Source organism: Burkholderia stabilis (assembly GCF_001742165.1).
GTDB classification, from domain to species: Bacteria; Pseudomonadota; Gammaproteobacteria; order Burkholderiales; family Burkholderiaceae; genus Burkholderia; species Burkholderia stabilis.
This window is the reverse complement of sequence record NZ_CP016442.1, coordinates 3066662-3086671: the sequence shown is the minus strand read 5'-3', so window position 1 is coordinate 3086671 and position 20010 is coordinate 3066662. Positions and strand designations below refer to the sequence as shown.

The 20010-nt window shown below is 67.8% G+C and carries 20 protein-coding genes and 1 pseudogene; 7 read left to right on the top strand and 14 right to left on the bottom strand.

Annotation, left to right across the window (positions count from 1 at the left end):
• Window positions 1–179 precede the first annotated feature (179 nt).
• Window positions 180–1145 carry a methyltransferase domain-containing protein gene (locus BBJ41_RS14395; protein WP_069746950.1) on the bottom strand — a complete coding sequence of 322 codons (966 nt, stop codon included), beginning with the start codon at window positions 1143–1145 and terminating at the stop codon, window positions 180–182.
• 83 nt (window positions 1146–1228) lie between these two features.
• Between BBJ41_RS14395 and BBJ41_RS14390 the strand changes: the two genes are divergently transcribed.
• Both BBJ41_RS14390 and trmL read left to right on the top strand, forming a co-directional pair.
• Complete coding sequence (locus BBJ41_RS14390; RefSeq protein WP_069747713.1) at window positions 1229–2026, top strand: ComF family protein; 798 nt, start codon at window positions 1229–1231, stop codon at window positions 2024–2026.
• A 101-nt stretch (window positions 2027–2127) separates the two neighbouring features.
• Window positions 2128–2598, top strand: coding sequence for a tRNA (uridine(34)/cytosine(34)/5-carboxymethylaminomethyluridine(34)-2'-O)-methyltransferase TrmL (gene trmL, locus BBJ41_RS14385; protein ID WP_069746949.1), 471 nt, complete (start codon window positions 2128–2130; stop codon window positions 2596–2598).
• A gap of 22 nt (window positions 2599–2620) precedes the next feature.
• Here the strand turns inward: trmL and BBJ41_RS14380 are convergent, their stop codons facing one another.
• From BBJ41_RS14380 to BBJ41_RS14360, 5 genes are all read right to left on the bottom strand, one after another.
• Complete coding sequence (locus BBJ41_RS14380; protein ID WP_069746948.1) at window positions 2621–3145, bottom strand: O-acetyl-ADP-ribose deacetylase; 525 nt, start codon at window positions 3143–3145, stop codon at window positions 2621–2623.
• Between the two features lie 93 nt (window positions 3146–3238).
• A complete protein-coding gene (locus BBJ41_RS14375; protein ID WP_069746947.1) occupies window positions 3239–4237 on the bottom strand; it encodes an NAD(P)H-dependent glycerol-3-phosphate dehydrogenase in 999 nt (332 codons plus the stop codon).
• A gap of 25 nt (window positions 4238–4262) precedes the next feature.
• The gene (secB, locus tag BBJ41_RS14370; protein ID WP_069746946.1) at window positions 4263–4745 is read right to left on the bottom strand and encodes a protein-export chaperone SecB; all 483 of its coding nucleotides are present in this window, start codon (window positions 4743–4745) and stop codon (window positions 4263–4265) included.
• A gap of 107 nt (window positions 4746–4852) precedes the next feature.
• Entirely contained in the window at window positions 4853–5113 is a 261-nt protein-coding gene (gene grxC / locus BBJ41_RS14365; RefSeq protein WP_069746945.1) for a glutaredoxin 3, read from the bottom strand.
• On the bottom strand, window positions 5110–5532 hold the full coding sequence (locus tag BBJ41_RS14360; RefSeq protein WP_034179117.1) for a rhodanese-like domain-containing protein: 423 nt from the start codon (window positions 5530–5532) through the stop codon (window positions 5110–5112). The genes grxC and BBJ41_RS14360 overlap by 4 nt, the downstream gene beginning before the upstream one ends.
• A gap of 135 nt (window positions 5533–5667) precedes the next feature.
• On the opposite strand from BBJ41_RS14360, the gene gpmA reads away from it, so the two are divergent.
• The 3 genes and pseudogenes from gpmA (at window position 5668) to BBJ41_RS14345 (ending at window position 9084) form a co-directional block, all read left to right on the top strand.
• Window positions 5668–6414, top strand: a complete 747-nt coding sequence (gpmA, locus tag BBJ41_RS14355) for a 2,3-diphosphoglycerate-dependent phosphoglycerate mutase (protein WP_069746944.1) — start codon at window positions 5668–5670, stop codon at window positions 6412–6414.
• A gap of 246 nt (window positions 6415–6660) precedes the next feature.
• On the top strand, window positions 6661–8211 hold the full coding sequence (locus BBJ41_RS14350; protein WP_069746943.1) for a S41 family peptidase: 1551 nt from the start codon (window positions 6661–6663) through the stop codon (window positions 8209–8211).
• Window positions 8212–8332: 121 nt separating this feature from the next.
• Window positions 8333–9084, top strand: a pseudogene (locus BBJ41_RS14345) (HesA/MoeB/ThiF family protein).
• Window positions 9085–9144: 60 nt separating this feature from the next.
• On the opposite strand, the gene ptsP reads toward BBJ41_RS14345, so the two are convergent.
• From ptsP to BBJ41_RS14310, 7 genes are all read right to left on the bottom strand, one after another.
• Window positions 9145–10917 (bottom strand): phosphoenolpyruvate--protein phosphotransferase, encoded by a 1773-nt coding sequence (gene ptsP / locus BBJ41_RS14340; protein WP_069747712.1) that lies wholly within the window; start codon window positions 10915–10917, stop codon window positions 9145–9147.
• A gap of 201 nt (window positions 10918–11118) precedes the next feature.
• Entirely contained in the window at window positions 11119–11388 is a 270-nt protein-coding gene (locus BBJ41_RS14335; RefSeq protein WP_031401331.1) for an HPr family phosphocarrier protein, read from the bottom strand.
• Window positions 11389–11462: 74 nt separating this feature from the next.
• The gene (locus tag BBJ41_RS14330) at window positions 11463–11933 is read right to left on the bottom strand and encodes a PTS sugar transporter subunit IIA (RefSeq protein WP_069746942.1); all 471 of its coding nucleotides are present in this window, start codon (window positions 11931–11933) and stop codon (window positions 11463–11465) included.
• Between the two features lie 231 nt (window positions 11934–12164).
• Window positions 12165–13121 (bottom strand): glutathione synthase, encoded by a 957-nt coding sequence (gshB, locus tag BBJ41_RS14325; RefSeq protein ID WP_069746941.1) that lies wholly within the window; start codon window positions 13119–13121, stop codon window positions 12165–12167.
• A gap of 26 nt (window positions 13122–13147) precedes the next feature.
• A complete protein-coding gene (gshA, locus tag BBJ41_RS14320; RefSeq protein WP_069746940.1) occupies window positions 13148–14437 on the bottom strand; it encodes a glutamate--cysteine ligase in 1290 nt (429 codons plus the stop codon).
• A gap of 244 nt (window positions 14438–14681) precedes the next feature.
• Window positions 14682–16193: an ammonium transporter gene (locus BBJ41_RS14315; RefSeq protein ID WP_069746939.1), complete on the bottom strand. Its 1512-nt coding sequence runs from the start codon at window positions 16191–16193 to the stop codon at window positions 14682–14684.
• Between the two features lie 37 nt (window positions 16194–16230).
• Window positions 16231–16569: a P-II family nitrogen regulator gene (locus BBJ41_RS14310; protein ID WP_006398175.1), complete on the bottom strand. Its 339-nt coding sequence runs from the start codon at window positions 16567–16569 to the stop codon at window positions 16231–16233.
• Between the two features lie 354 nt (window positions 16570–16923).
• On the opposite strand from BBJ41_RS14310, the gene BBJ41_RS14305 reads away from it, so the two are divergent.
• Together BBJ41_RS14305 and BBJ41_RS14300 are read left to right on the top strand one after the other, a co-directional pair.
• On the top strand, window positions 16924–17175 hold the full coding sequence (locus tag BBJ41_RS14305; protein WP_006489451.1) for an accessory factor UbiK family protein: 252 nt from the start codon (window positions 16924–16926) through the stop codon (window positions 17173–17175).
• A 280-nt stretch (window positions 17176–17455) separates the two neighbouring features.
• Window positions 17456–19060, top strand: a complete 1605-nt coding sequence (locus BBJ41_RS14300) for a YifB family Mg chelatase-like AAA ATPase (RefSeq protein WP_069746938.1) — start codon at window positions 17456–17458, stop codon at window positions 19058–19060.
• Window positions 19061–19393: 333 nt separating this feature from the next.
• Here the strand turns inward: BBJ41_RS14300 and BBJ41_RS14295 are convergent, their stop codons facing one another.
• A complete protein-coding gene (locus BBJ41_RS14295) occupies window positions 19394–19966 on the bottom strand; it encodes a hypothetical protein (protein ID WP_069746937.1) in 573 nt (190 codons plus the stop codon).
• Between the last annotated feature and the right edge of the window lie 44 nt (window positions 19967–20010).

Sequence of the window (20010 nt, the reverse complement as noted above, 5' to 3'; positions counted from 1 at the left end):
TATTGCGGGGACCCCGGGACGACAAGCTGACGCATTATAGGCGGGTTCAATGGCATCCACAAGCAAGCGCCTATCGCCCGCCAAGCCAAGCGCGACAAGCTTTCCGGCCATTTTTGACGCCAATTCGACCCCGCTTTGCGCCGCTAATCTCAGACATAACAAAACCCCTCTTTACCGCTTTACCGATTCTTCGGACGCCCCTTGCCGATGTCCTCGATGCGCACGATCCCGTGCCCCTCGGCGGTCGTGCGCGGCACGGCCTTCCAGGCGTGGCCATAAATCACCTCGAAGGTCAGCGGAATCGTGCCGTCCGCGCGCCGGCGCGCTTCCAGCGCGTCGCCGAGCGCCGCGCGAAAGCGCCGCGTCGTGCGCTGCGGCGTCGCGCGCTCGAACGGATAGGCGCCCCAGCGGCGCACGTCGTCCAGCAGGGAGTCGGGGGATTTGTAGGTGACGGTCAGCACCTCCTGATCCATCACGGGAATCTCGAAGCCGCTCTCGACGAGCATGTCGCCGAGGTCGTGCATGTCGACGAAATCGATCACGCGCGCGGCGGGCGGCGCGATGCCGAGCGCCGCTTCGGCGTCCGCGCAGGCCGCGCGCAGCTCGCGCAGCGTGTCGGGGCCGAGCGTGCTGAACATCAGCAGCCCGTTCACGCGCAGCACGCGCTGCCATTCGGGCAGCACCGCGTCGGGGCGCGAATGCCAGTGGAGTGCGAGATTCGACCAGATCAGGTCGAACGCGCCGCCCGGGAACGGCAGCGCGGCGAAGTCGGCCTGCGCGACGCGCGGGCCGCGCGGGCCGAGCGCACGGCCCAGCGAGGCCGGCAGCCAGCGGCGCCAGCTCGTCTGCTCGACTTCGCGCTGACCGGCCCGCGCGAGCATCGCGCCGGACAGATCGACGCCGAAGACGGGTGCTTCAGGAAAACGCGCACGCAGCGCCGGCAGGTCGTCGCCCGGGCCGCAGCCCGCATCGAGCACGGCCGCGGGGCTCACCTTGATGTATTCGAGGCGCTCGTTCATCCGCTGCGCGATCTCGCGCGGCAGGAACGCGACCGCGTCGAACGTGGCGGCACGGCGGTCGAAGATCCGCCGCAAGCGCCTGGCGTCATTGGCCGGACGGCCGGTTGAAGTCGAAGCTGGGGACATGTCGGGCACACTGGCGAAGAGCCCGAAGTATACTCGCTCGCCCCGAACGCTTCATTGAGACGGGGCCGCCAGGAGTGTTCGCGATGATCCGCCGTTCCGCCCCTCGCACGATGCGCGTCGTTTTGTCGCAGTTTCGCGTGCTGGCGGTGCGCGTCGCCGCGGTCGCGCTGCCGAATCGCTGCGCACTGTGCGGCAATTTGTCACACACCGCGATTTGCGGCGCTTGCGACGCCGCGTACTGGAATGAAGCGCGGCTGCGCTGCGAGGTTTGCGCGCTGCCGCTGGGCATCGGGCAGCCGCGCTCGCGCCGCGGCGGCCCGGCCGGCGCCGGCCGTGCGGCCGTGTACCGGTGCGACGCGTGCCGCGCGGCACCGCCGCCGTTCGATGCGACGCTCGCGCTCGCCGATTACCGCCCGCCGCTCGACGGGCTCGCACGCGGCCTGAAGTTTCACGCGCGGCTCGCGATCGGCGCCGAATTCGCGGCCCGGCTCGCCCGGTTGATCGACGATGCGCGCGGCGCAAGCGGCTTCGACGTGGTCGCGCCCGTGCCGCTGTCGCACCGGCGGCTCGTCGCGCGCGGCTACAACCAGGCGTGGGCGATCGCGCGTCCGCTCGCGCGCCGGCTCGGCGTGCATGCGGATGCAACGTTGCTCGCCCGTGTCGCCGACACCGCGCCGCAGTCGCGGCTCGACCGGCAGGCACGGCGCGACAACGTGATGGCGGCGTTCGCGGTGGCGGGTGGCGTCGCTGGCCGTCACGTCGCACTCGTCGACGACGTGATGACGTCCGGCGCGACGCTCGCGGCCGCCGCGCACGCACTGAAGGCGGCGGGCGCCGCGCGCGTGACGAATCTGGTTGCGCTGCGCACCGCCAGGGATTAATTAGATAGAGAGGCCGGCCGCCTGGACGCGGCCGTCACGAACCGGCCGGCCGGGAACGAGCGCGCATTGCTCCGCCCCGGCCGGCCCAGCCAAACCGAAACATGTTCAACGTCGTCCTCGTCGCCCCCGAAATTCCGCCGAACACCGGCAACGTGATCCGCCTGTGCGCCAACACCGGCGCGCGCCTGCACCTGATCGAGCCGCTCGGCTTTCCGCTCGACGACGCGCGCATGCGCCGCGCGGGCCTCGACTATCACGAATATGCGCAAATGCGCGTGCACCGCGACTGGGATGCGTTCATCGCGTCCGAATCGCCCGATCCCGCGCGAATGTTCGCGTTCACGACACGCGGCTCGGGCCGCTTCCACGATCACGCGTTCCTGCCGGGCGACTGGTTCGTATTCGGCTCCGAGACGCGCGGCCTGCCGGCCGAGTTGCTCGAGCGCTTCCCGAACGAACAGCGCGTGCGCCTGCCGATGCGGCCGGACAACCGCAGCCTGAACCTGTCGAACACGGTCGCCGTGGTCGTGTTCGAGGCGTGGCGCCAGGCCGGCTTCGAAGGCGGCGCCTGACGCACGCGCTCCGCGGGATGCGTCAGGTCCGCGCGAGCCGCGCGCGATACAGGTCGTAAATGTCGGGAGAAAAGCACGCGAACACCACGCGTGCGAGGCTCGGCGCCTGCGGCAGCATTTCGGCGACGGTGCCGACCGCGATGTCGACGGCCTCGTCGGCCGGATAACGGTAGATCCCGCAACTGATCGCCGGAAAGGCGATCGACGTCGCGGCCACCTCTTCGGCCAGCTCGATCGCACGCTGGTAACACGACGCGAGCAGGTCGGGCTCGCCGCGCCCGCCGCCGTGCCACACGGGCCCGACCGCATGGATCACGTAGCGCGCCGGCAGCCCATGGCCGCGCGTCAGTTTCGCGTCGCCGGTGTCGCAGCCGCCGAGCGTACGGCATTCGGCGAGCAGGCCGGGGCCGGCCGCGCGGTGAATCGCGCCGTCGACGCCGCCCCCGCCGAGCAGCGAGCCGTTCGCGGCGTTGACGATCGCATCGACGTCGAGTGTCGTGATGTCGACGAGTTGCGCGTCGAGCGTGGTGGAACCGATCTGCAGCATGACAACCTCCCGAAATACCGGAGACTGTTCAAGCGTAGTGCGCTTTGGCGCCGCGCGCCTTGCGCGTTTCGCACCGCCCGGTGCGAAACCGCGCTACTCGGCGCGCGCGTCGCGCCGCAGCAGGCCGCTGACGGCGTCGCGCGGCGCAATGCCGTCGAACAGCACGCCGCACACGGCTTCGGTGATCGGCATTTCGATCGATTGCGCGCGCGCGATCGCCAGCACGGCCTGCGCGCAGCGCACGCCTTCGGCCACGTGGCCGAGCGCGCCGAGGATGTCGTTCAGCGTGCGGCCGGCCGCCAGTTGCAGGCCGACCGTGCGGTTGCGCGACAGGTCGCCCGTCGCGGTGAGGATCAGGTCGCCGAGGCCCGTGAGGCCCGTGAAGGTTTCCGCGCGGCCGCCGAGCGCGACGCCGAGCCGCGACATTTCGGCCAGGCCGCGCGTGACCAGCGCGGCGCGTGCGTTCAGCCCGAGGCCGAGGCCGTCGGCGATGCCGGTCGCGATCGCCAGCACGTTCTTCACCGCGCCGCCCACCTCGACGCCGACCACGTCGTCGCCCGTGTAGATGCGCATCGCGCCGTGATGGAACGCGGCGAGCGTGCGCTCGCGGCATTCGGCGGAGGTACTCGCCACCGTCAGCGCGACGGGCAGCGACTGCCCGACCTCGCGGGCGAAGCTCGGCCCCGACAGCACGCCGTTGCTGTGCTGTCCGGGCAGCTCGGCCGCGATCACCTGATGCGGCAGCAGATGCGTGTCGGCCTCGAAGCCCTTGCAGACCCAGACGACGTGCGCGGGCACGCAGCCTGCATCGCGCATCGCGTGATACAGCGTACGCAGCCCGGCCACGGGCGCGGCGATCACGCACAGCGCGTCGTCCGCGGCGCCGTGCGCGAGCGCGACGCCGAGATCGGCGTCGTAGCGCAACGCGTCGGGCAGCGCGATGCCGTCCAGATAGCGGGAATTTTCGTGCCGGGCCTGCAGCCCGGCGATGAGCGCGGCGTCGCGCGCCCACAGAAGCGTATCGTGCCGCGCGGCCAGATGGCCCGCGAGCGCGGTGCCCCAGGCACCGGCGCCGAGAACGGCTACTTTCATACCCAGCACCGGTCCGCGTTCAACGTCAGTTCAGCGTCGTGCCGTTCGGCGCGCCTGCGGCGGCGCCTTGCTGCTGCTGAAGCTGCGCGAGACGCTGCTCGTACAGCGCCTGGAAGTTGATTTCCGCCAGATGGATCGGCGGGAAGCCCGCACGCGTGATCGCGTCGGCGATGTTCGAGCGCAGGTACGGGAACAGGATCGTCGGGCAAGCGATGCCGACGAGCGGGTCGAGCTGTTCGTCGGGAATGTTGCGAATGTCGAAAATGCCGGCCTGCTTCGCTTCGATCAGGAACGCGACCTTGTCCTTCACCTTCGCGGTGACGGTACCCGATACGACGACTTCGAACACGCTTTCCGCCAGACGATCGGCCTTGACGTCGACTTCGACCTCAACCGACGGCATGTCCTGCTCGAGGAAGATCGCCGGCGAATTCGGCTGCTCGAGCGACATATCCTTCAGGTAGACGCGCTGGATGTTGAAGAACGGTTGGTTTTCGACGTCGGACATGGTGTTTCCCTAAAAGTGGTGACGGAGCGGCCCGGCTTCTCGCCGGCCGCCACGGATGAATCCTGCGCGCTCAAGCCGCAGCGCGGCCGGCGGCCATTCTGCCCTAATCAGGCCGCTTGCAGAAGCGGGGCGAGGCCGCCTTCGCGATCGAGCTTCGACAGATCGTCGTAGCCGCCGACGTGCGTATCGCCGATATAGATCTGCGGCACCGTGCGGCGCCCCGTGCGCGTCATCATTTCCTCGCGGCGCGCCGGATCGCGATCGATCAGCACCTTTTCGATCTGCTCGACGCCGCGCAGCTTCAGCAGGCGCTCGGCCTGAATGCAATACGGACACACCTGCGTGCTGTACATCAAAACCTTGTTCACTTCGCCACTCCTTGTTTGACGACCGGCATCCCGGCCTGCTGCCAGGCGGCGACGCCGCCCTCGAGCACGTGCACCTCGGCATAGCCCGCCGCCTCGACCTCGCGCGCCGCCTTCTGCGACTGCTGGCCGTTCTGGCAGACGAGCAGCACGGGCGTGCTCTTGTTCTTCGCGACCTGCGCGATCTTCGCGCCGATCTCGCCCGCCGCGACCTGACGTGCCGACGGCAGATGGCCGGCGGCGAAATCGGACGCGGCGCGCACGTCGATCACGACCGCGTTGCGGCGGTTGATGAGTTGCGTGGCCTCCGCGGCCGACAGGCCGCCGCGGCCGCGGCGCAGCGCCGGCCATGCCAGCAGGCCGCCGGATACCAGCAGGATCGCGATAAGGGCCAGGTTCGTGTAATCGGTAAAGAACGTCACGGAATTCCGCCGGAAAAAGAGAAATCGGATGAGGACAATCCCGCCATTATAAAATAACCGTCTTGCGCGATGGCGGCCCCGGGTCGGGCGCCGCGCGACGCGCCACCGCTTCCTTCACTACCGACCGCAAGATCCATGTACAAACTCGTTCTCATCCGCCACGGCGAATCGACGTGGAACAAGGAAAACCGCTTCACCGGCTGGGTCGACGTCGACCTGACCGAACAGGGCCGCAACGAGGCCTACCAGGCCGGCGAATTGCTCAAGGAGGCCGGCTACACGTTCGACATCGCGTACACGTCGGTGCTCAAGCGCGCGATCCGCACGCTGTGGCACGTGCAGGACCGGATGGACCTGATGTACCTGCCGGTCGTCCACTCGTGGCGCCTGAACGAGCGCCACTACGGCGCGCTGTCCGGCCTGAACAAGGCGGAAACGGCCGCGAAGTTCGGCGACGAGCAGGTGCTCGTGTGGCGCCGCAGCTACGACACGCCGCCGCCCGCGCTCGAGCCGACCGACGAGCGCGCGCCGTTCAACGACCCGCGCTACGCGAAAGTGCCGCGTGAGCAGCTGCCGCTCACCGAGTGCCTGAAGGACACGGTCGCGCGCGTGCTGCCGCTGTGGAACGAGTCGATCGCGCCGGCAGTCCGCGCCGGCAAGCAGGTGCTGATCGCCGCGCACGGCAACTCGCTGCGCGCGCTGATCAAGTACCTCGACGGCATTTCGGACAGCGACATCGTCGGCCTGAACATCCCGAACGGCGTGCCGCTCGTGTATGAACTCGACGAGAACCTGAAGCCGATCAAGCACTATTACCTCGGCGACCAGGAAGCGATCGCACAGGCGCAGGCCGCCGTCGCGAAGCAGGGCAAGGCGGGCTGACGCCCGTCGCACCGGGCCGGCCGCGTCCGGCGCGGCGTGCCCGGCCCCGGCCCGGCGCGCCGCGCGAACCTTCGCGGCCCCGGTGCTGTCGAATCCGCTTCGAACCCGCAGCGCGTCCGGCAGTGCCCCGCCGGGCCTTCTCCGGACCCTTTTCGCGCCGTTCCACTGAGTAATCGGACGAACAGTTATACTTGTCCGCTACATCCCCGCTACCGCCACGCGCTTCCCGACCGCACCAGACTCTCTATGCGAATGAAATTGAAGAACATCGGCCTGATTGCCGCGGGCCTCGCCACGGGCGTGTTCGCCACGCTGCAGATTTCCGCGTCGGCCGAGCAGACCGTTACGGCGCCGCTTCCCCTCGACCAGCTCCGCCTGTTCGCGGAAGTATTCGGACAGATCAAGCGCGAGTACGTCGAACCGGTCGACGACAAGAAGCTGCTGACGGCGGCGATCAAGGGCATGGTGTCGAGCCTCGACCCGCACTCGTCGTTCCTCGACAAGACCGACTATGACGAGCTGCAGGAGCAGACGAAGGGCCGCTTCGCGGGTCTCGGCATCGAGATCTCGCAGGAAGACGGCCTCGTCAAGGTCATCTCGCCTATCGAAGATACCCCCGCGTTCCGCGCCGGCATCCGTCCGGGCGACCTGATCACCCGCATCAACGACAAGCCGGTGCGCGGCATGACGCTCGACAAGGCCGTCAAGCAGATGCGCGGCGAGCCGGGCACCAAGGTCACGCTGACGATCTTCCGCAAGAGCGACGACCGCACGTTCCCGGTCACGGTCACGCGCGCGATCATCAAGGTCCAGAGCGTGAAGATGAAGATCCTCGATCCGGGCTACGCGTATATCCGCATCACGAGCTTCCAGGAACGCACGACGCCCGATCTCGCCGCGAAGCTGCAGGACATCGCGCGCCAGCAGCCGAACCTGAAGGGCCTCGTCCTCGACCTGCGCAACAACGGCGGCGGCCTGCTGCAGAGCGCGGTCGGCGTGGCCGGCGCGTTCCTGCCGCCCGACTCCGTCGTCGTGTCGACCAACGGCCAGATCCCCGATTCGAAGCAGGTCTATCGCGATACGTACGACAACTATCGCCTGCCGTCCTTCGACGGCGATCCGCTGAAGAACCTGCCGCCGGTCTTCAAGACCGTGCCGATGATCGTGCTGACGAACGCCTATTCGGCGTCCGCGTCGGAAATCGTCGCCGGTGCGCTGCAGGATTCGAAGCGCGCGCAGATCATGGGCAAGACGACGTTCGGCAAGGGTTCGGTGCAGACGGTCCGCCCGATGACGGCCGACACCGCGCTGCGCCTGACGACCGCCTATTACTACACGCCGAGCGGCCGCTCGATCCAGAACAAGGGCATCACGCCCGACGTGCCGGTCGATCAGTTCGCGGACGGCGATCCGGACGACGTGCTCGTGACGCGCGAGGTCGACTACTCGAACCACCTGGCGAACACGCAGGACCCGAACGAGAAGAAGGAACAGGAAGATCGCGAGCAGCGCCGGATGGATCAACTGCGCATCCTCGAAGAGCAGAACGACAAGAAGACGCCGGAGCAGCGCCAGAAGGATCGCGATCGCAAGCCGATCGAGTTCGGCAGCGCCGACGACTTCATGATGCAGCAGGCGCTCAACAAGCTCGAAGGCAAGCCTGTCCAGGAATCGAAGTCGCTGCTCGCCGACAGCACGACGAAGAGCCCGGCAGGCAAGGCCGCTGCGGCGACGAAGGCATCGGGCGCAAGCGCGAAGCCGGCAGCCGCACCGAAGCCCGCGTCGGCGCCGAAGTAAGCGCCGGCCGGCATCCGACGGGCCATCGCGGGAAGACCGCGATGGCCCGTTTTTCATGTGCGCCTAGAATAGACCGATACGCCCGGCCGGCCCCGGCGGCCGGCATCGCCCACGACTTCCCATGAACGACGATCAACTCCTTCGCTACTCCCGTCACATCCTCGTCGACGAAATCGGTATCGAGGCGCAGCAGCGCTTTCTCGATGCGCATGCGATCGTCGTCGGCGCGGGCGGCCTCGGCTCACCCGCTGCGATGTACCTCGCGGCATCAGGGGTCGGCACGATCACGCTCGTCGACGCCGATACGGTCGACCTCACGAACCTGCAGCGGCAGATCCTGCACGTGACGGCGTCGGTCGGGCGCAGCAAGGTCGAATCGGGGCGCGACGCGCTCGCGCAACTGAACCCGAGGTGAATGTGAACGCGGTCGCGGAGCGCGTCGACGACGCGTGGCTCGACGCCCACGTGCCGCACGCGAGCGTCGTGCTCGACTGCACCGACACCTTCGCGACGCGGCACGCGATCAACCGCGCATGCGTCGCGCACGGCGTGCCGCTCGTGTCGGGCGCCGCGCTGCGTTTCGACGGCCAGATCAGCACGTTCGACTTCCGCGACCCGGCCGCGCCCTGCTATGCGTGCGTGTTCCCGGAAGACCAGCCGTTCGAGGAGGTTGCGTGCTCGACGATGGGCGTGTTCGCGCCGACGGTCGGGATCATCGGCGCAATGCAGGCCGCCGAAGCGCTGCGCGTGATCGGCGCGATCGGCACGACGCTCAACGGGCGCCTGATGATGCTCGATTCGCTGCGAATGGAATGGACGACGATGAAGATCGCGCGCCAGGCCGACTGCCCCGTGTGCGGGGGCCGGCACTGACGCGCGTCGGATGCATGCGCCGAATGGCGCATGCGTGACACTCGGCAACGATGATGGCGCTTATGCGGCGGCGTCCGCGCGCGGCTCGGCGACCGACAGGCGCTTCAGCGCCGCCTGCACTTCCTCCGGCTCGAACGCGGCCAGCACGTCGGCCGTCGGTTTCTCGAGCGCCTTCAGGTGCGCGCGCAGGATTTCCTGCTTCACGACGAGCAACTGGCTCGGGTGCATCGAGAACTCGGTGAGCCCCATCCCGAGCAACAGGCGCGTGAGCGCCGGATCACCGGCCATTTCCCCGCACACCGACACCGACACGCCCGCGCGTTTCGCTTCGCGCAACGTGTACGAGATCAGGTGCAGCACGGCCGGATGCAGCGGGTCGTACAAATGCGCGACCGCGTTGTCCGCGCGGTCGATCGCGAGCGTGTACTGGATCAGGTCGTTCGTGCCGATCGACAGGAAATCGAACCGCTTCAGGAACAGCGGCAGCGCGATCGCCGCGGCCGGAATCTCGATCATCGCGCCGATGCGCACGTTCGGGTCGTACGCGAGCCCCGCATCGTCGAGCTGGCGCTTCGCCTCGCGGATCAGGTCGAGCGTCTGGTCGATCTCCTGCGCGTGCGCGAGCATCGGGATCAGGATCTTCACCTGGCCGAACGCCGACGCGCGCAGGATCGCGCGCAACTGCGTGAGGAACATCTGCGGCTCGGACAGGCTCCAGCGAATCGCGCGCAGGCCGAGCGCCGGGTTCGGCGCCGTCTCGTAGCCTTCGTCGAGCGCCTCGAGCGGCTTGTCCGCGCCGACGTCGATCGTGCGGATCGTCACCGGCATGCCCTTCATCCACTCGACGGCCCGCTTGTACGCGGCGAACTGCTCCTCCTCCTCCGGCATCTCCTTCTGATGCATGAACAGGAACTCGGAGCGGAACAGGCCGACGCCGACCGCGCCGGCCTCGACGGCCGCCTTCGCGTCGTCGGGCAGCTCGATGTTCGCGTACAGCTCGATCTTGGTACCGCACAACGTTTGCGTCGGCGAGAACTTCAAACGCTGCAGCTTGCGTTGCTCCAGCAGCTTTTCGGACTGGCGGTACGAATACTCCTCGAGGACGATCGGCGCCGGATCGACGATCACGATGCCCTGGTCGCCGTCGACGATGATCAGGTCGTCCTGACGGATCAGCGCGCTCGCGTGCTGCACGCCGACCGCGGCCGGAATGCCGAGGCTGCGCGCAACGATCGCCGTGTGCGACGTGCGCCCGCCGAGATCGGTGACGAACGCCTGGAACGACTGCGTCTTGAACTGCATCATGTCGGCCGGCGCGATGTCGTGCGCGACGACGATCATCTCGTTCGTGCCGTTCGCGGCCGCGCGATCGAGCGCCTGCGACGCGGATGGCGCGCCGGCGAGCGCCTTCAGCACGCGCTCGACCACCTGCTCGATGTCGGCCTTGCGCTCGCGCAGGTATTCGTCCTCGATGTCGTCGAAGTGGCGCGTGAGCAATTCGAGCTGCTCGGTCAGCGCCCACTCGACGTTGTAGCGGCGCGTGCGGATCAGGTCGATGGTTTCCTGCACGAGCATCGCGTCGTTGAGGATCATCATGTGGACGTCGATGAACGCGCCCACTTCGCTCGGGGTGTCGTCGGTCAGGTCGGCGCGCAGCGCTTCGAGTTCGTGATGCACGACGTCGAGCGCCGTGCGGAATCGCTCGACCTCGGCGTCGATCTGGGTCGCCTCGACCAGGTAATGAGCGACGTCGAGCGCCGCCGGCGCGATCAGATACGCTCGCCCGATCGCGATACCACGTGAGACGGGAATGCCATGCAGCGTGAAGGACACGCGCACCTCCTCTGTACAAGTAAAGCCGCGGCACACTGCTGCGATGCGCTTATGACCCCGGTTACCGATTATAAATTCCGCGACTCCCTGCTGACTGCATGCAGCGCAGCATTGCGCATTCCGCATCAATGCTTCCGATGAAAAAAATGCCGCGAAATCCGCGGCATTCTGACTGGAAACGGCAATGATTCCGCGCGGGGATCACTGGCCTTCGCCGAACTTGTCCGCGATCAGCTTCAGCAACGCATCCATCGCTTCCCGCTCGTCAGACCCTTCGGTCTCGATCGTCACGGTGCTGCCGATGCCCGCCGCCAGCATCATCACGCCCATGATGCTCTTTGCATTGATCTTGCGCCCGTTGCGCGTCATCCAGACTTCCGACTGGAAGTTGCCGGCCAGTTGCGTAAGCTTGGCCGATGCGCGCGCATGGAGCCCCAATTTATTGACGATGGTGGTTTCTTGTTGAAGCATGATTCTCGGTCGGGTCGGTCGGGACCGCCGGCGGCGCGCGTCGGCGGGTCGTTCTAAAACGGAAAACGGGGTGGTCAGTGCGATTCGGTGCGCGGTTGCGGTTCCGGCGGAATCGGCGCGCACTGGCCGCAGCCGGTTTCCGTCGGCGGCGGCGGCGTGCCGGCCGATACTTCATGGACGCCCTTCGCACCGCCGGACAGCGTCTTGTCGACGAGCTTGTCGAGCGGCACGGTGCGATAGCAGACGGCCCGTACGAGCATCGGCAGGTTCACGCCCGCCAGCACGCGCACGTTGTCGATCTTCGCGAGCTGGCCCGCGATGTTCGCGGGCGTCGCGCCGTACATGTCCGTCAGCACGACCACGCCGTTGTCTTCCTTGAGCCGCGCGAGCTCCGCGTGCGCGAACGCCATCACCTGGGTCGGATCGCTGTCCGCCATCACGTCGATACAGCCGATGCGTGCGGGCACGCCGCCGTAGATGTGCGCGATGCAGTCCCGCAGCGCGGTGGCGAGCGGGGCGTGCGCGATGATCAGAATCCCGGCCATGTCAGTTCGCTCCCGGCCGCCCCTGGCGGGCCGACACCCCGCGGCGGGGCAAAGAGCGTAGCGAGTGTGGGAGACGTTTCATGTTCAGCCTTGCAACAGTTTCGGCCCGACCGCCGGGCCTTCGGCGCGCCGATCACGGCGCCTGGCAAGCGGGCATTGTAGCAGGCCGGTCAAGCTGCTCCGGCGACGGGGGACCTGCGCGGCCGCCGCCGGGGTTGCGCGGGAAGCGGCCTACGCGGCCGCACACTCCAGCGCGTCGATGAACATCGCGGCGACGTCGAAGCCCGTCTGCTCCATGATCTCGCGGAAGCACGTCGGGCTCGTGACGTTCACCTCGGTCAGCCAGTCGCCGATCGCATCGAGGCCGACCAGCAGCAGCCCGCGCGATGCCAGCACGGGGCCGAGCGTTGCGGCGATCTCGCGATCGCGCGCGGTCAGCGGCTGTGCGACGCCGAGCCCGCCCGCGGCGAGATTGCCGCGCACCTCGCTGCCCTGCGGAATCCGCGCGAGCGAATACGGCACGGGCTCGCCGCCGATCAGCAGGATGCGCTTGTCGCCGGCCTTGATCTCGGGGATGAACTTCTGTGCCATCACCGAACGCGTGCCGTCGTGACTCAGCATTTCGACGATCGAGCCGAGGTTCATGCCGTCCGGCTTCACGCGGAACACGCCCATCCCGCCCATGCCGTCGAGCGGCTTCAGGATCACGTCGCCGTGCTCGGCGTGGAATGCGCGCAGCCGCTTCGCGTCGCGCGTGACGAGCGTCGGCGCGACGAACTGCGGAAACTCGCCGATCGCGAGTTTCTCGGAATGGTCGCGGATCGACTGCGCCTTGTTGAACACGCGCGCACCCGCGCGCTCGGCCAGCTCGAGCAGCCACGTCGACGTCACGTACTCCATGTCGAACGGCGGATCCTTGCGCATCAGCACCGCGCCGAACGATTCGAGGCGGCGTGCGTCGGACGGACCGGCTTCGAACCAGGTCTCGCGATGGAGATCGTCGAGCTCACCGACGAACGTGATGCGCCGCACGTCGGCCTCGACCGCGGAACCCGTCCACGCGAGGTGACGCGGCTCGCATGCGTACACCGCATGCCCGCGCCGCGCGGCCTCAGCCATCATCGCGTAGGTCGAATCCTTGTAGATCTTGAAGTGCTCGAGCGGGTCGGCGATAAAGAGAATGTCCATGAGGTCCTGTACGTAGCGAAGGTCCGTTACACCTGGATGGCTTCGGGATCGGTCTTTTCCAGTTCGATCGACGACGCGATCAGCGCCAGTCGCGCGACGACGCCGTACATGTAGAAACGGTTCGGCGGCGCGGCGCCCGGCTTGGCGCCGGCATCCGGCAGCGCGGTGTGCTCGAAGCCGAGCGGCACGTAGTGCATGCCGGGCGCGTTCAGGTTCTGGTCGCGCTCGCGGCCGCCGTGCGTGCGGTAGAAACCGCCGACCACGTAGCGGTCGATCATGTACACGACGGGCTCCGCGACTTCGTCGCCGACGCGCTCGAACGTATAGACGCCTTCCTGCACGATCACGTCCCGCACCGCGAGGCCGGCCTTCGATTCGGCCATCTGCGCGCGCTCGGCCTTCGACAGGCGGCCGATCTCGGCCGCGTCGTGCACGGTCATCACGCCGCGCCCCGCCGTGCCCGCGTCGGCCTTCACGACGACGTACGGCTTTTCGCTGATCCCGTATTCGCGGTACTTGCGCGCGATCTTCTTCAGCACGCCGTCGATCGCGTCGGCGAGCGCCTGCTCGCCTTCATGCGCCTGCCAGTCGACGCCTTCCACGTGCGCGAAATACGGATTCACCATCCACGGATCGACGCCGACCATCTTCGCGAATTTCTTCGCGACGTCGTCGTAGCACGAGAAGTGCGTCGACTTGCGGCGCACGGCCCAGCCCGCGTGCAGCGGCGGCAGCAGGTATTGCTCGTGCAGGTTTTCCAGCACGCCCGGGATGCCGGCCGACAGGTCGTTGTTCAGCAGGATCGAGCACGGGTCGAAATTCTTCAGGCCGAGGCGGCGCTGCGAACGCTCGAGCGGTTCGAGCACGATCTTCTGGCCGTCGGCCAGCGTGATCGGCGTCATGTCGGTGATGCTCGGGTCGAGCGAGCCGAAGCGCACGTTCAGGCCGGCCTGGCGCATGATCGTCGCGAGGCGCGCGACGTTTTCGAGGTAGAACGCGTTGCGGGTCGGCAGCTCGGGAATCACGAGCAGGTTCTTCGCGTCAGGGCAGATCTTTTCGATCGCGGCCATCGCGGCCTGCACGGCGAGCGGCAGCACTTCGGACGGCAGATTGTTGAACGCGCCGGGAAACAGGTTCGCGTCGACGGGCGCCAGCTTGAAGCCGGCATTGCGCAGGTCCACCGAACAATAGAACGGCGGGGTATGTTCCTGCCATTCGAGCCTGAACCAGCGTTCGATCGCAGGCGTCGCGTCGAGGATCTTCTGCTCGAGTTCGAGCAGCGGACCATTCAACGCGGTAACGAGGTGGGGAACCATGAATCACTCGCGAGCGGGAGAATGAAGATTGTAGAGCAATTGCCCTGCCCATTTGGGGATTGTTCCCGGCTTCGCAAGGGTTTGGAGGAAGTTTTCGGCTATTGACCCGATAGCGCGCAGGGTTATGCGCTACGGCAGCAGGCGGCAGGAGAAAAAAAGCCCGCCGGGTGGGGCGGGCCGAAGTCGCTGCGCTCATTCGTGACGGGCGCCGTCGTCGCGGCGGCCCGCCGTCCATCCTTATGACTTATTCGACATGCTCGCCGTGCAGGATCACGTCGAGGCCTTCGCGCTCTTCCTCTTCGGACACGCGCAAGCCCATCGTCAGGTCGATCAGCTTCAGCAGCACGAAGCTCAGCACGCCGCTGTAGACCAGCGTGATCAGCACGCCCTTGGCCTGCAGCAGCAGGCTGCCGTCGGCGCCGCCGATGTCCTTGACCGCGAACACGCCGGTCAGCAGCGCGCCGAGAATCCCGCCCACACCGTGCACGCCGAACGCATCGAGCGAATCGTCGTAGCCGAGCTTCGACTTGAGCCACGTGGCCGACCAGAAGCACACGACGCCCGCCGCGATACCGATCACGAGTGCGCCCGTCACGCCGACGAAGCCGGCGGCCGGCGTGATCGCGACGAGACCCGCGACCGCGCCCGACACGATGCCGAGCACCGACGGCTTGCCCTTCGCGATCCACTCGGCAAACATCCAGCCGAGCGCCGCGCAGGCGGTCGCCACTTGCGTGGTCAGCATCGCGAAGCCGGCACGGCCGTCGGCCGCGACTGCGGAGCCCGCGTTGAAGCCGAACCAGCCGACCCACAGCATCGAGCCGCCGATCATCGTCAGCACGAGGTTGTGCGGCGCCATCGATTCACGGCCGTAACCGACGCGCTTGCCGAGCACCAGGCACGACACGAGGCCTGCGATACCGGCGTTGATGTGCACGACGGTGCCACCCGCGAAGTCGAGCACGCCGTCCGACGACAGCCAGCCGGTCGGTTCCCACACCATGTGCGCGATCGGCACATAGACGATCAGCGACCAGAGCGTCATGAACACGAGCATCGCCGAGAACTTCATGCGATCGGCGAACGCGCCGCAGATCAGCGCCGGCGTGATGATCGCGAACGTCATCTGGTAGACGAAGTAGACCGATTCCGGAATCGTCGGCGCGAGGTGGCTGACGGTCAGCGTCGTCGCCTTGTCGCCGTGGATGTAATTCATTCCGTGCAGGAACGCGCGCGACAGGCCGCCGATGAAGCCGTTGCCCGGCGTGAACGCGAGGCTGTAGCCGACCACCGTCCACAGCACCGTGATCACCGCGGTGATCGCGAAGCTCTGCATCACGGTCGCGAGCACGTTCTTCTTGCGGACCATGCCGGCGTAGAACAGCGCGAGGCCGGGGATCGTCATGAACAGCACGAGCGCGGTGGAGGTCAGCATCCACGCGGTGTCGCCCGCACTGATCTTCGACGAATCGACGGAGAACGGCGCGGTCGGCGCGGCGGGTGCGGCCGGTGCCGATGCGGCGGCAGCGGCCGATGCGTCGGCGGCGCCCGAAGCCGGGGCGGCTGCCGCGGCGGCGGAGGCATCCGTTGCGGCCGGCGCCGATGCGGCGGGCGCAGCGGCGGACGATGCATCGGAAGCCGTTGCGGCGGGTGCGGACGCAGCCGCGGCGGACGCCGCGTCGTCGGCGAGCGCGGGGCCGACGCCGGCCGCGATCAGCGAGCCGGCCATCAGCAGGGACATCAGAAGTTTGCGCATCTTGGGTTTCCTCTTGTCGCTTGTCTTGTCTGTTCTGTTACAGCGCGTCAGCGCCGGTCTCCCCGGTGCGAATCCGGATCACCTGTTCGATCGGCGTGACGAAGATCTTGCCGTCGCCGATCTTGCCGGTACGCGCGGCCCGCTCGATCGCCTCGACCGCCTGGTCGACGAGATCGTCGGACACGGCCGCCTCGATCTTCATCTTCGGCAGGAAATCGACCACGTATTCGGCGCCGCGGTACAGCTCGGTGTGCCCCTTCTGGCGCCCGAACCCTTTCACCTCCGTCACCGTGATGCCCGAGACTCCGAGCGCCGACAGCGCTTCGCGTGTCTCATCGAGCTTGAACGGCTTGATGATTGCGGTAATGAGTTTCATGAAGTCCTCTCGCTGGGTTGTCCCGTCGAATTGGTTGGAATGTTGTAACGGACTCTTCTCAGCAACTCGCATGCCATGTTCGTCCGAGCGCCGTCTCGAAGGGCTCTGGAACGGGGTCGCATCCCGTGGTGTAAGGCGCGGAAGCCCGGCCGAATGGCCAACATGGCCCGGTTTGCTGGCGCGGCGAAAGGAACGTTGCTAGAGTGCACGCACGTCCCGGATCGCAGGGACATTCACCCATGCGGGCGCCATGCCCGGAATTCGCGCTCCCGGCGCACCATTTCCGGTCATGCGTGCATCATGGGCACGTACGCAACTGAAGATGCACAATTTTTGTGCAAGGAAGGAAATCACATGAAGCAACCCAGCGACGTTTTCAACGATCTGCAGTCGCGCGTCAGCGACCTGCTGAAAAACTCGCCGGCCAAGGACGTCGAGCGCAACGTGAAGGCCATGCTGTCGCAAGGCTTCTCGAAACTCGATCTCGTCACGCGCGAGGAATTCGACACGCAGGCACAGGTGCTCGCCCGCACCCGCGTGCGCCTCGAGGAACTCGAAAAGCGCGTCGCGGAACTCGAGCAGAAGCTCGCAGCGCCGCAGGCCTGACGGCCCCGTAACCGACCGCAAGGTCCGGGCGCGGGCCGCCTCGCGCGACCCGCGCCCACCGCCGAAACCGTTTCGCCGTTCTTCGTCGTCCGTCGTTCCTCGCAGTCCATCGCTCTTCGCAGTTCCCCGCTCTTCGTAGTCCTCCGCTCTTCGCAGTCTGTCGTTCAGCAGTGCCTCGTTCTTTCCCCCGCGCCACGCCGGCAAGCGCGCACCGATTTCTCCGCTTTCCGCGGCATGCGGCCCCGAACGGCCGTCGCCCGCCTCGTTTACAGGAGCCTCCATGTCGCTCGCCGTGGTGCGCAGTCGCGCGCCCGCGTCCGGCCGTGCGCCGGACGTCACCGTCGAAGTCCACCTTGCCAACGGGTTGCCGTCGTTCTCGATCGTCGGCCTGCCCGATCTCGAAGTCCGCGAGAGTCGCGAGCGCGTACGCGCCGCGCTGCAGAACTGCGGATTCGAATTTCCGGTGCGCCGCATCACCGTCAACCTCGCGCCGGCCGACCTGCCGAAGGAATCGGGCCGGTTCGACCTGCCGATCGCGCTCGGCATCCTTGCCGCGAACGGCCAGATCCCGGCCGACGCGCTGGCCGGCCGCGAATTCGCGGGCGAACTGTCGCTGACCGGCGCGCTGCGGCCGATGCGCGGCGCGTTCGCGATGGCGTGCGGCGCAGCGCGGGACTGGCAGGCGGGCACCGTCGGCTCAACTTCAGGGATGGATTCTGGCCCCGATTCCGCCGAAGCGACCTGCCCGGCGGCAACGTTGCGCGCACCCGAGCTGTACCTGCCGCTCGACAGCGCGGCTGAAGCCGCGCTCGTGCCGGGCGTCACCGTGTTCGGCGCGCGCGACCTGCCCGCGCTGTGCGCGCACCTCGCCGGTACACCGGACGGGCGCCTCGAGCCGGTCGCGGCGCCGTGCCTCGACGGGCTGCCGGCGCCGGCCGCGCCCGATCTCGCGGACGTGATCGGCCAGCGCGGCGCCCGGCGCGCGCTGGAAGTCGCCGCGGCGGGCGGCCATCACATGCTGATGGTCGGGCCGCCAGGGGCCGGCAAGTCGATGCTGGCCGCGCGGCTGGCCGGCCTCCTGCCGCCGCTGACCGACGACGAGGCGCTGACGTCCGCCGCCCTCCTTTCCGCGAGCCGTCTCGGCTTTTCGCCCGCGCAGTGGCGCCGGCGGCCATTCCGCGCGCCGCATCACTCGTCGAGCGCCGCCGCGCTGGTCGGCGGCCGCAATCCGCCGCAGCCGGGCGAGATCACGCTCGCGCACCTCGGCGTGCTGTTCCTCGACGAGTTGCCGGAGTTCGACCGCCACGTGCTCGAGATGCTGCGCGAGCCGCTGGAAGCCGGCCGCATCACGATCTCGCGCGCGGCCCAGCAAGCCGACTTTCCGGCCGCGTGCCAGCTGATCGCCGCGATGAACCCGTGCCCGTGCGGCTGGCATGGCGATCCGTCCGGGCGCTGCCGCTGTTCGCCGGACGTCGCCGCACGCTACCTGCGCAAGCTGTCGGGGCCGCTCCTCGACCGCATCGACATCCAGATCGACCTGCCCGCGCTGTCGCCGGCCGAACTCTCGACCCGCGCGACCGCGCCCGGCGAGTCGAGCGCCACGGTGGCCGCGCGGGTCGCGCAGGCGCGCGCACTGCAGCTCGGCCGGCAGGGCAAGACGAATCACATGCTGAGCGGCCGCGAGACCGACGACCTGTGCCGGCCGACGGATGAAGGCGAGCGGCTGTTGCGCGAGGCTGGCGAGCGCTTCGGCTGGTCGGCGCGCGCGTATTTCCGCGTGCTGAAGGTCGCGCGGACGATCGCCGACCTGGCCGGCGACCCGCTGCCGACGGCCGCGCAGATCGCCGAAGCGATCCGCTACCGGCGCGCCTTGACGGCGCTCTGATCGCCCTCGGAGGACAAAATCCGGCTGTCAAGACTTGACTTATGCACAATTTCACGAATCCGGCCCCGGATTGCGACTCGCCGGCACCCATTCATCCCGAAATCCGTATCTCGTTGTTTTTATTGATTTTTCACAAGATGCAAGCGAACGGTCAAACGGGCCGGAAGGCCGTCCGGCGCGGCTTGGCGGGAAATGTGGCCTACTTTTCAACAAAGTTATCCACATGCGCTGTGGATAGTCGAAAAACCCCCGCAAAATCCGGCGATTAGCGTCGAAAGCTGCGAACGAACTTTCAGTTGTCACACAGTGTCGGAGCGCCCTCGCCGGCCGTCGTCAGTCGAGTTTGAACGAGCCGAAAAACTGGTCGAGCTGCTCCTGGGCAAGCGGCCCGTCGGCGATCGCGACCGCCTGGTACGCGTGCCGGCCACGCGCGACGAGCCGCGCGACGATCGTCTTGCGCGAGCGATCGCCGCCGGCGGCGGCGCCCGCGATGCGCAGCTCGAGCCCGTTCACCGCGCCGCCGGCCGCGAGCGGCACCGGCACCGAAGCCGTTTGCGGCGTGCCGTCGAGGTTGCGGGACAGCCCCGCGCGCAAAAAATCGAGCGCTGCGCGGCGCGTTTCGTCGCGGTCATCGGGCAGCGTCAACGTGCCGACCGCGAACACCGCGCCATCGACGTGGGCGGCCTGCATCCGCATCGGCATCGACGCGCCGCCGATCGCAACCGGCTGCTCCTCGACGGTCGGCTTGGCCGGCAGGTCGATCGTATAGCCGGCGTCGTTGTGCAGCGTGCGCCAGTCGTACGACGGCGAACACGCGACCAGCGCGACGCTCGCGCAGGCGAGCGCGGCGAAGTGTCGCAGCGAACGAAAAAGGGGGCGCAACGGATCGATGACTTCCTTCGGCATGGCGTGGGTCGGGCTGGCAAAAACGGGCATTATCCGCCGAACGT

What these genes read in the sequence shown, in the direction of transcription:
- BBJ41_RS14300 (WP_069746938.1), top strand. Translation starts at nt 17,456, where the DNA reads ATGTCGCTCGCCGTGGTGCGCAGTCGCGCGCCCGCGTCCGGCCGTGCG.
- BBJ41_RS14315 (WP_069746939.1), bottom strand. Translation starts at nt 16,193, where the DNA reads ATGCGCAAACTTCTGATGTCCCTGCTGATGGCCGGCTCGCTGATCGCG.
- secB (WP_069746946.1), bottom strand. Translation starts at nt 4,745, where the DNA reads ATGTCCGACGTCGAAAACCAACCGTTCTTCAACATCCAGCGCGTCTAC.
- gshA (WP_069746940.1), bottom strand. Translation starts at nt 14,437, where the DNA reads ATGGTTCCCCACCTCGTTACCGCGTTGAATGGTCCGCTGCTCGAACTC.
- BBJ41_RS14305 (WP_006489451.1), top strand. Translation starts at nt 16,924, where the DNA reads ATGAAGCAACCCAGCGACGTTTTCAACGATCTGCAGTCGCGCGTCAGC.
- BBJ41_RS14380 (WP_069746948.1), bottom strand. Translation starts at nt 3,145, where the DNA reads ATGCTGCAGATCGGTTCCACCACGCTCGACGCGCAACTCGTCGACATC.
- BBJ41_RS14335 (WP_031401331.1), bottom strand. Translation starts at nt 11,388, where the DNA reads ATGCTTCAACAAGAAACCACCATCGTCAATAAATTGGGGCTCCATGCG.
- gpmA (WP_069746944.1), top strand. Translation starts at nt 5,668, where the DNA reads ATGTACAAACTCGTTCTCATCCGCCACGGCGAATCGACGTGGAACAAG.
- trmL (WP_069746949.1), top strand. Translation starts at nt 2,128, where the DNA reads ATGTTCAACGTCGTCCTCGTCGCCCCCGAAATTCCGCCGAACACCGGC.
- BBJ41_RS14330 (WP_069746942.1), bottom strand. Translation starts at nt 11,933, where the DNA reads ATGGCCGGGATTCTGATCATCGCGCACGCCCCGCTCGCCACCGCGCTG.
- BBJ41_RS14395 (WP_069746950.1), bottom strand. Translation starts at nt 1,145, where the DNA reads ATGTCCCCAGCTTCGACTTCAACCGGCCGTCCGGCCAATGACGCCAGG.
- BBJ41_RS14310 (WP_006398175.1), bottom strand. Translation starts at nt 16,569, where the DNA reads ATGAAACTCATTACCGCAATCATCAAGCCGTTCAAGCTCGATGAGACA.
- gshB (WP_069746941.1), bottom strand. Translation starts at nt 13,121, where the DNA reads ATGGACATTCTCTTTATCGCCGACCCGCTCGAGCACTTCAAGATCTAC.
- BBJ41_RS14375 (WP_069746947.1), bottom strand. Translation starts at nt 4,237, where the DNA reads ATGAAAGTAGCCGTTCTCGGCGCCGGTGCCTGGGGCACCGCGCTCGCG.
- BBJ41_RS14295 (WP_069746937.1), bottom strand. Translation starts at nt 19,966, where the DNA reads ATGCCGAAGGAAGTCATCGATCCGTTGCGCCCCCTTTTTCGTTCGCTG.
- BBJ41_RS14350 (WP_069746943.1), top strand. Translation starts at nt 6,661, where the DNA reads ATGCGAATGAAATTGAAGAACATCGGCCTGATTGCCGCGGGCCTCGCC.
- BBJ41_RS14390 (WP_069747713.1), top strand. Translation starts at nt 1,229, where the DNA reads ATGATCCGCCGTTCCGCCCCTCGCACGATGCGCGTCGTTTTGTCGCAG.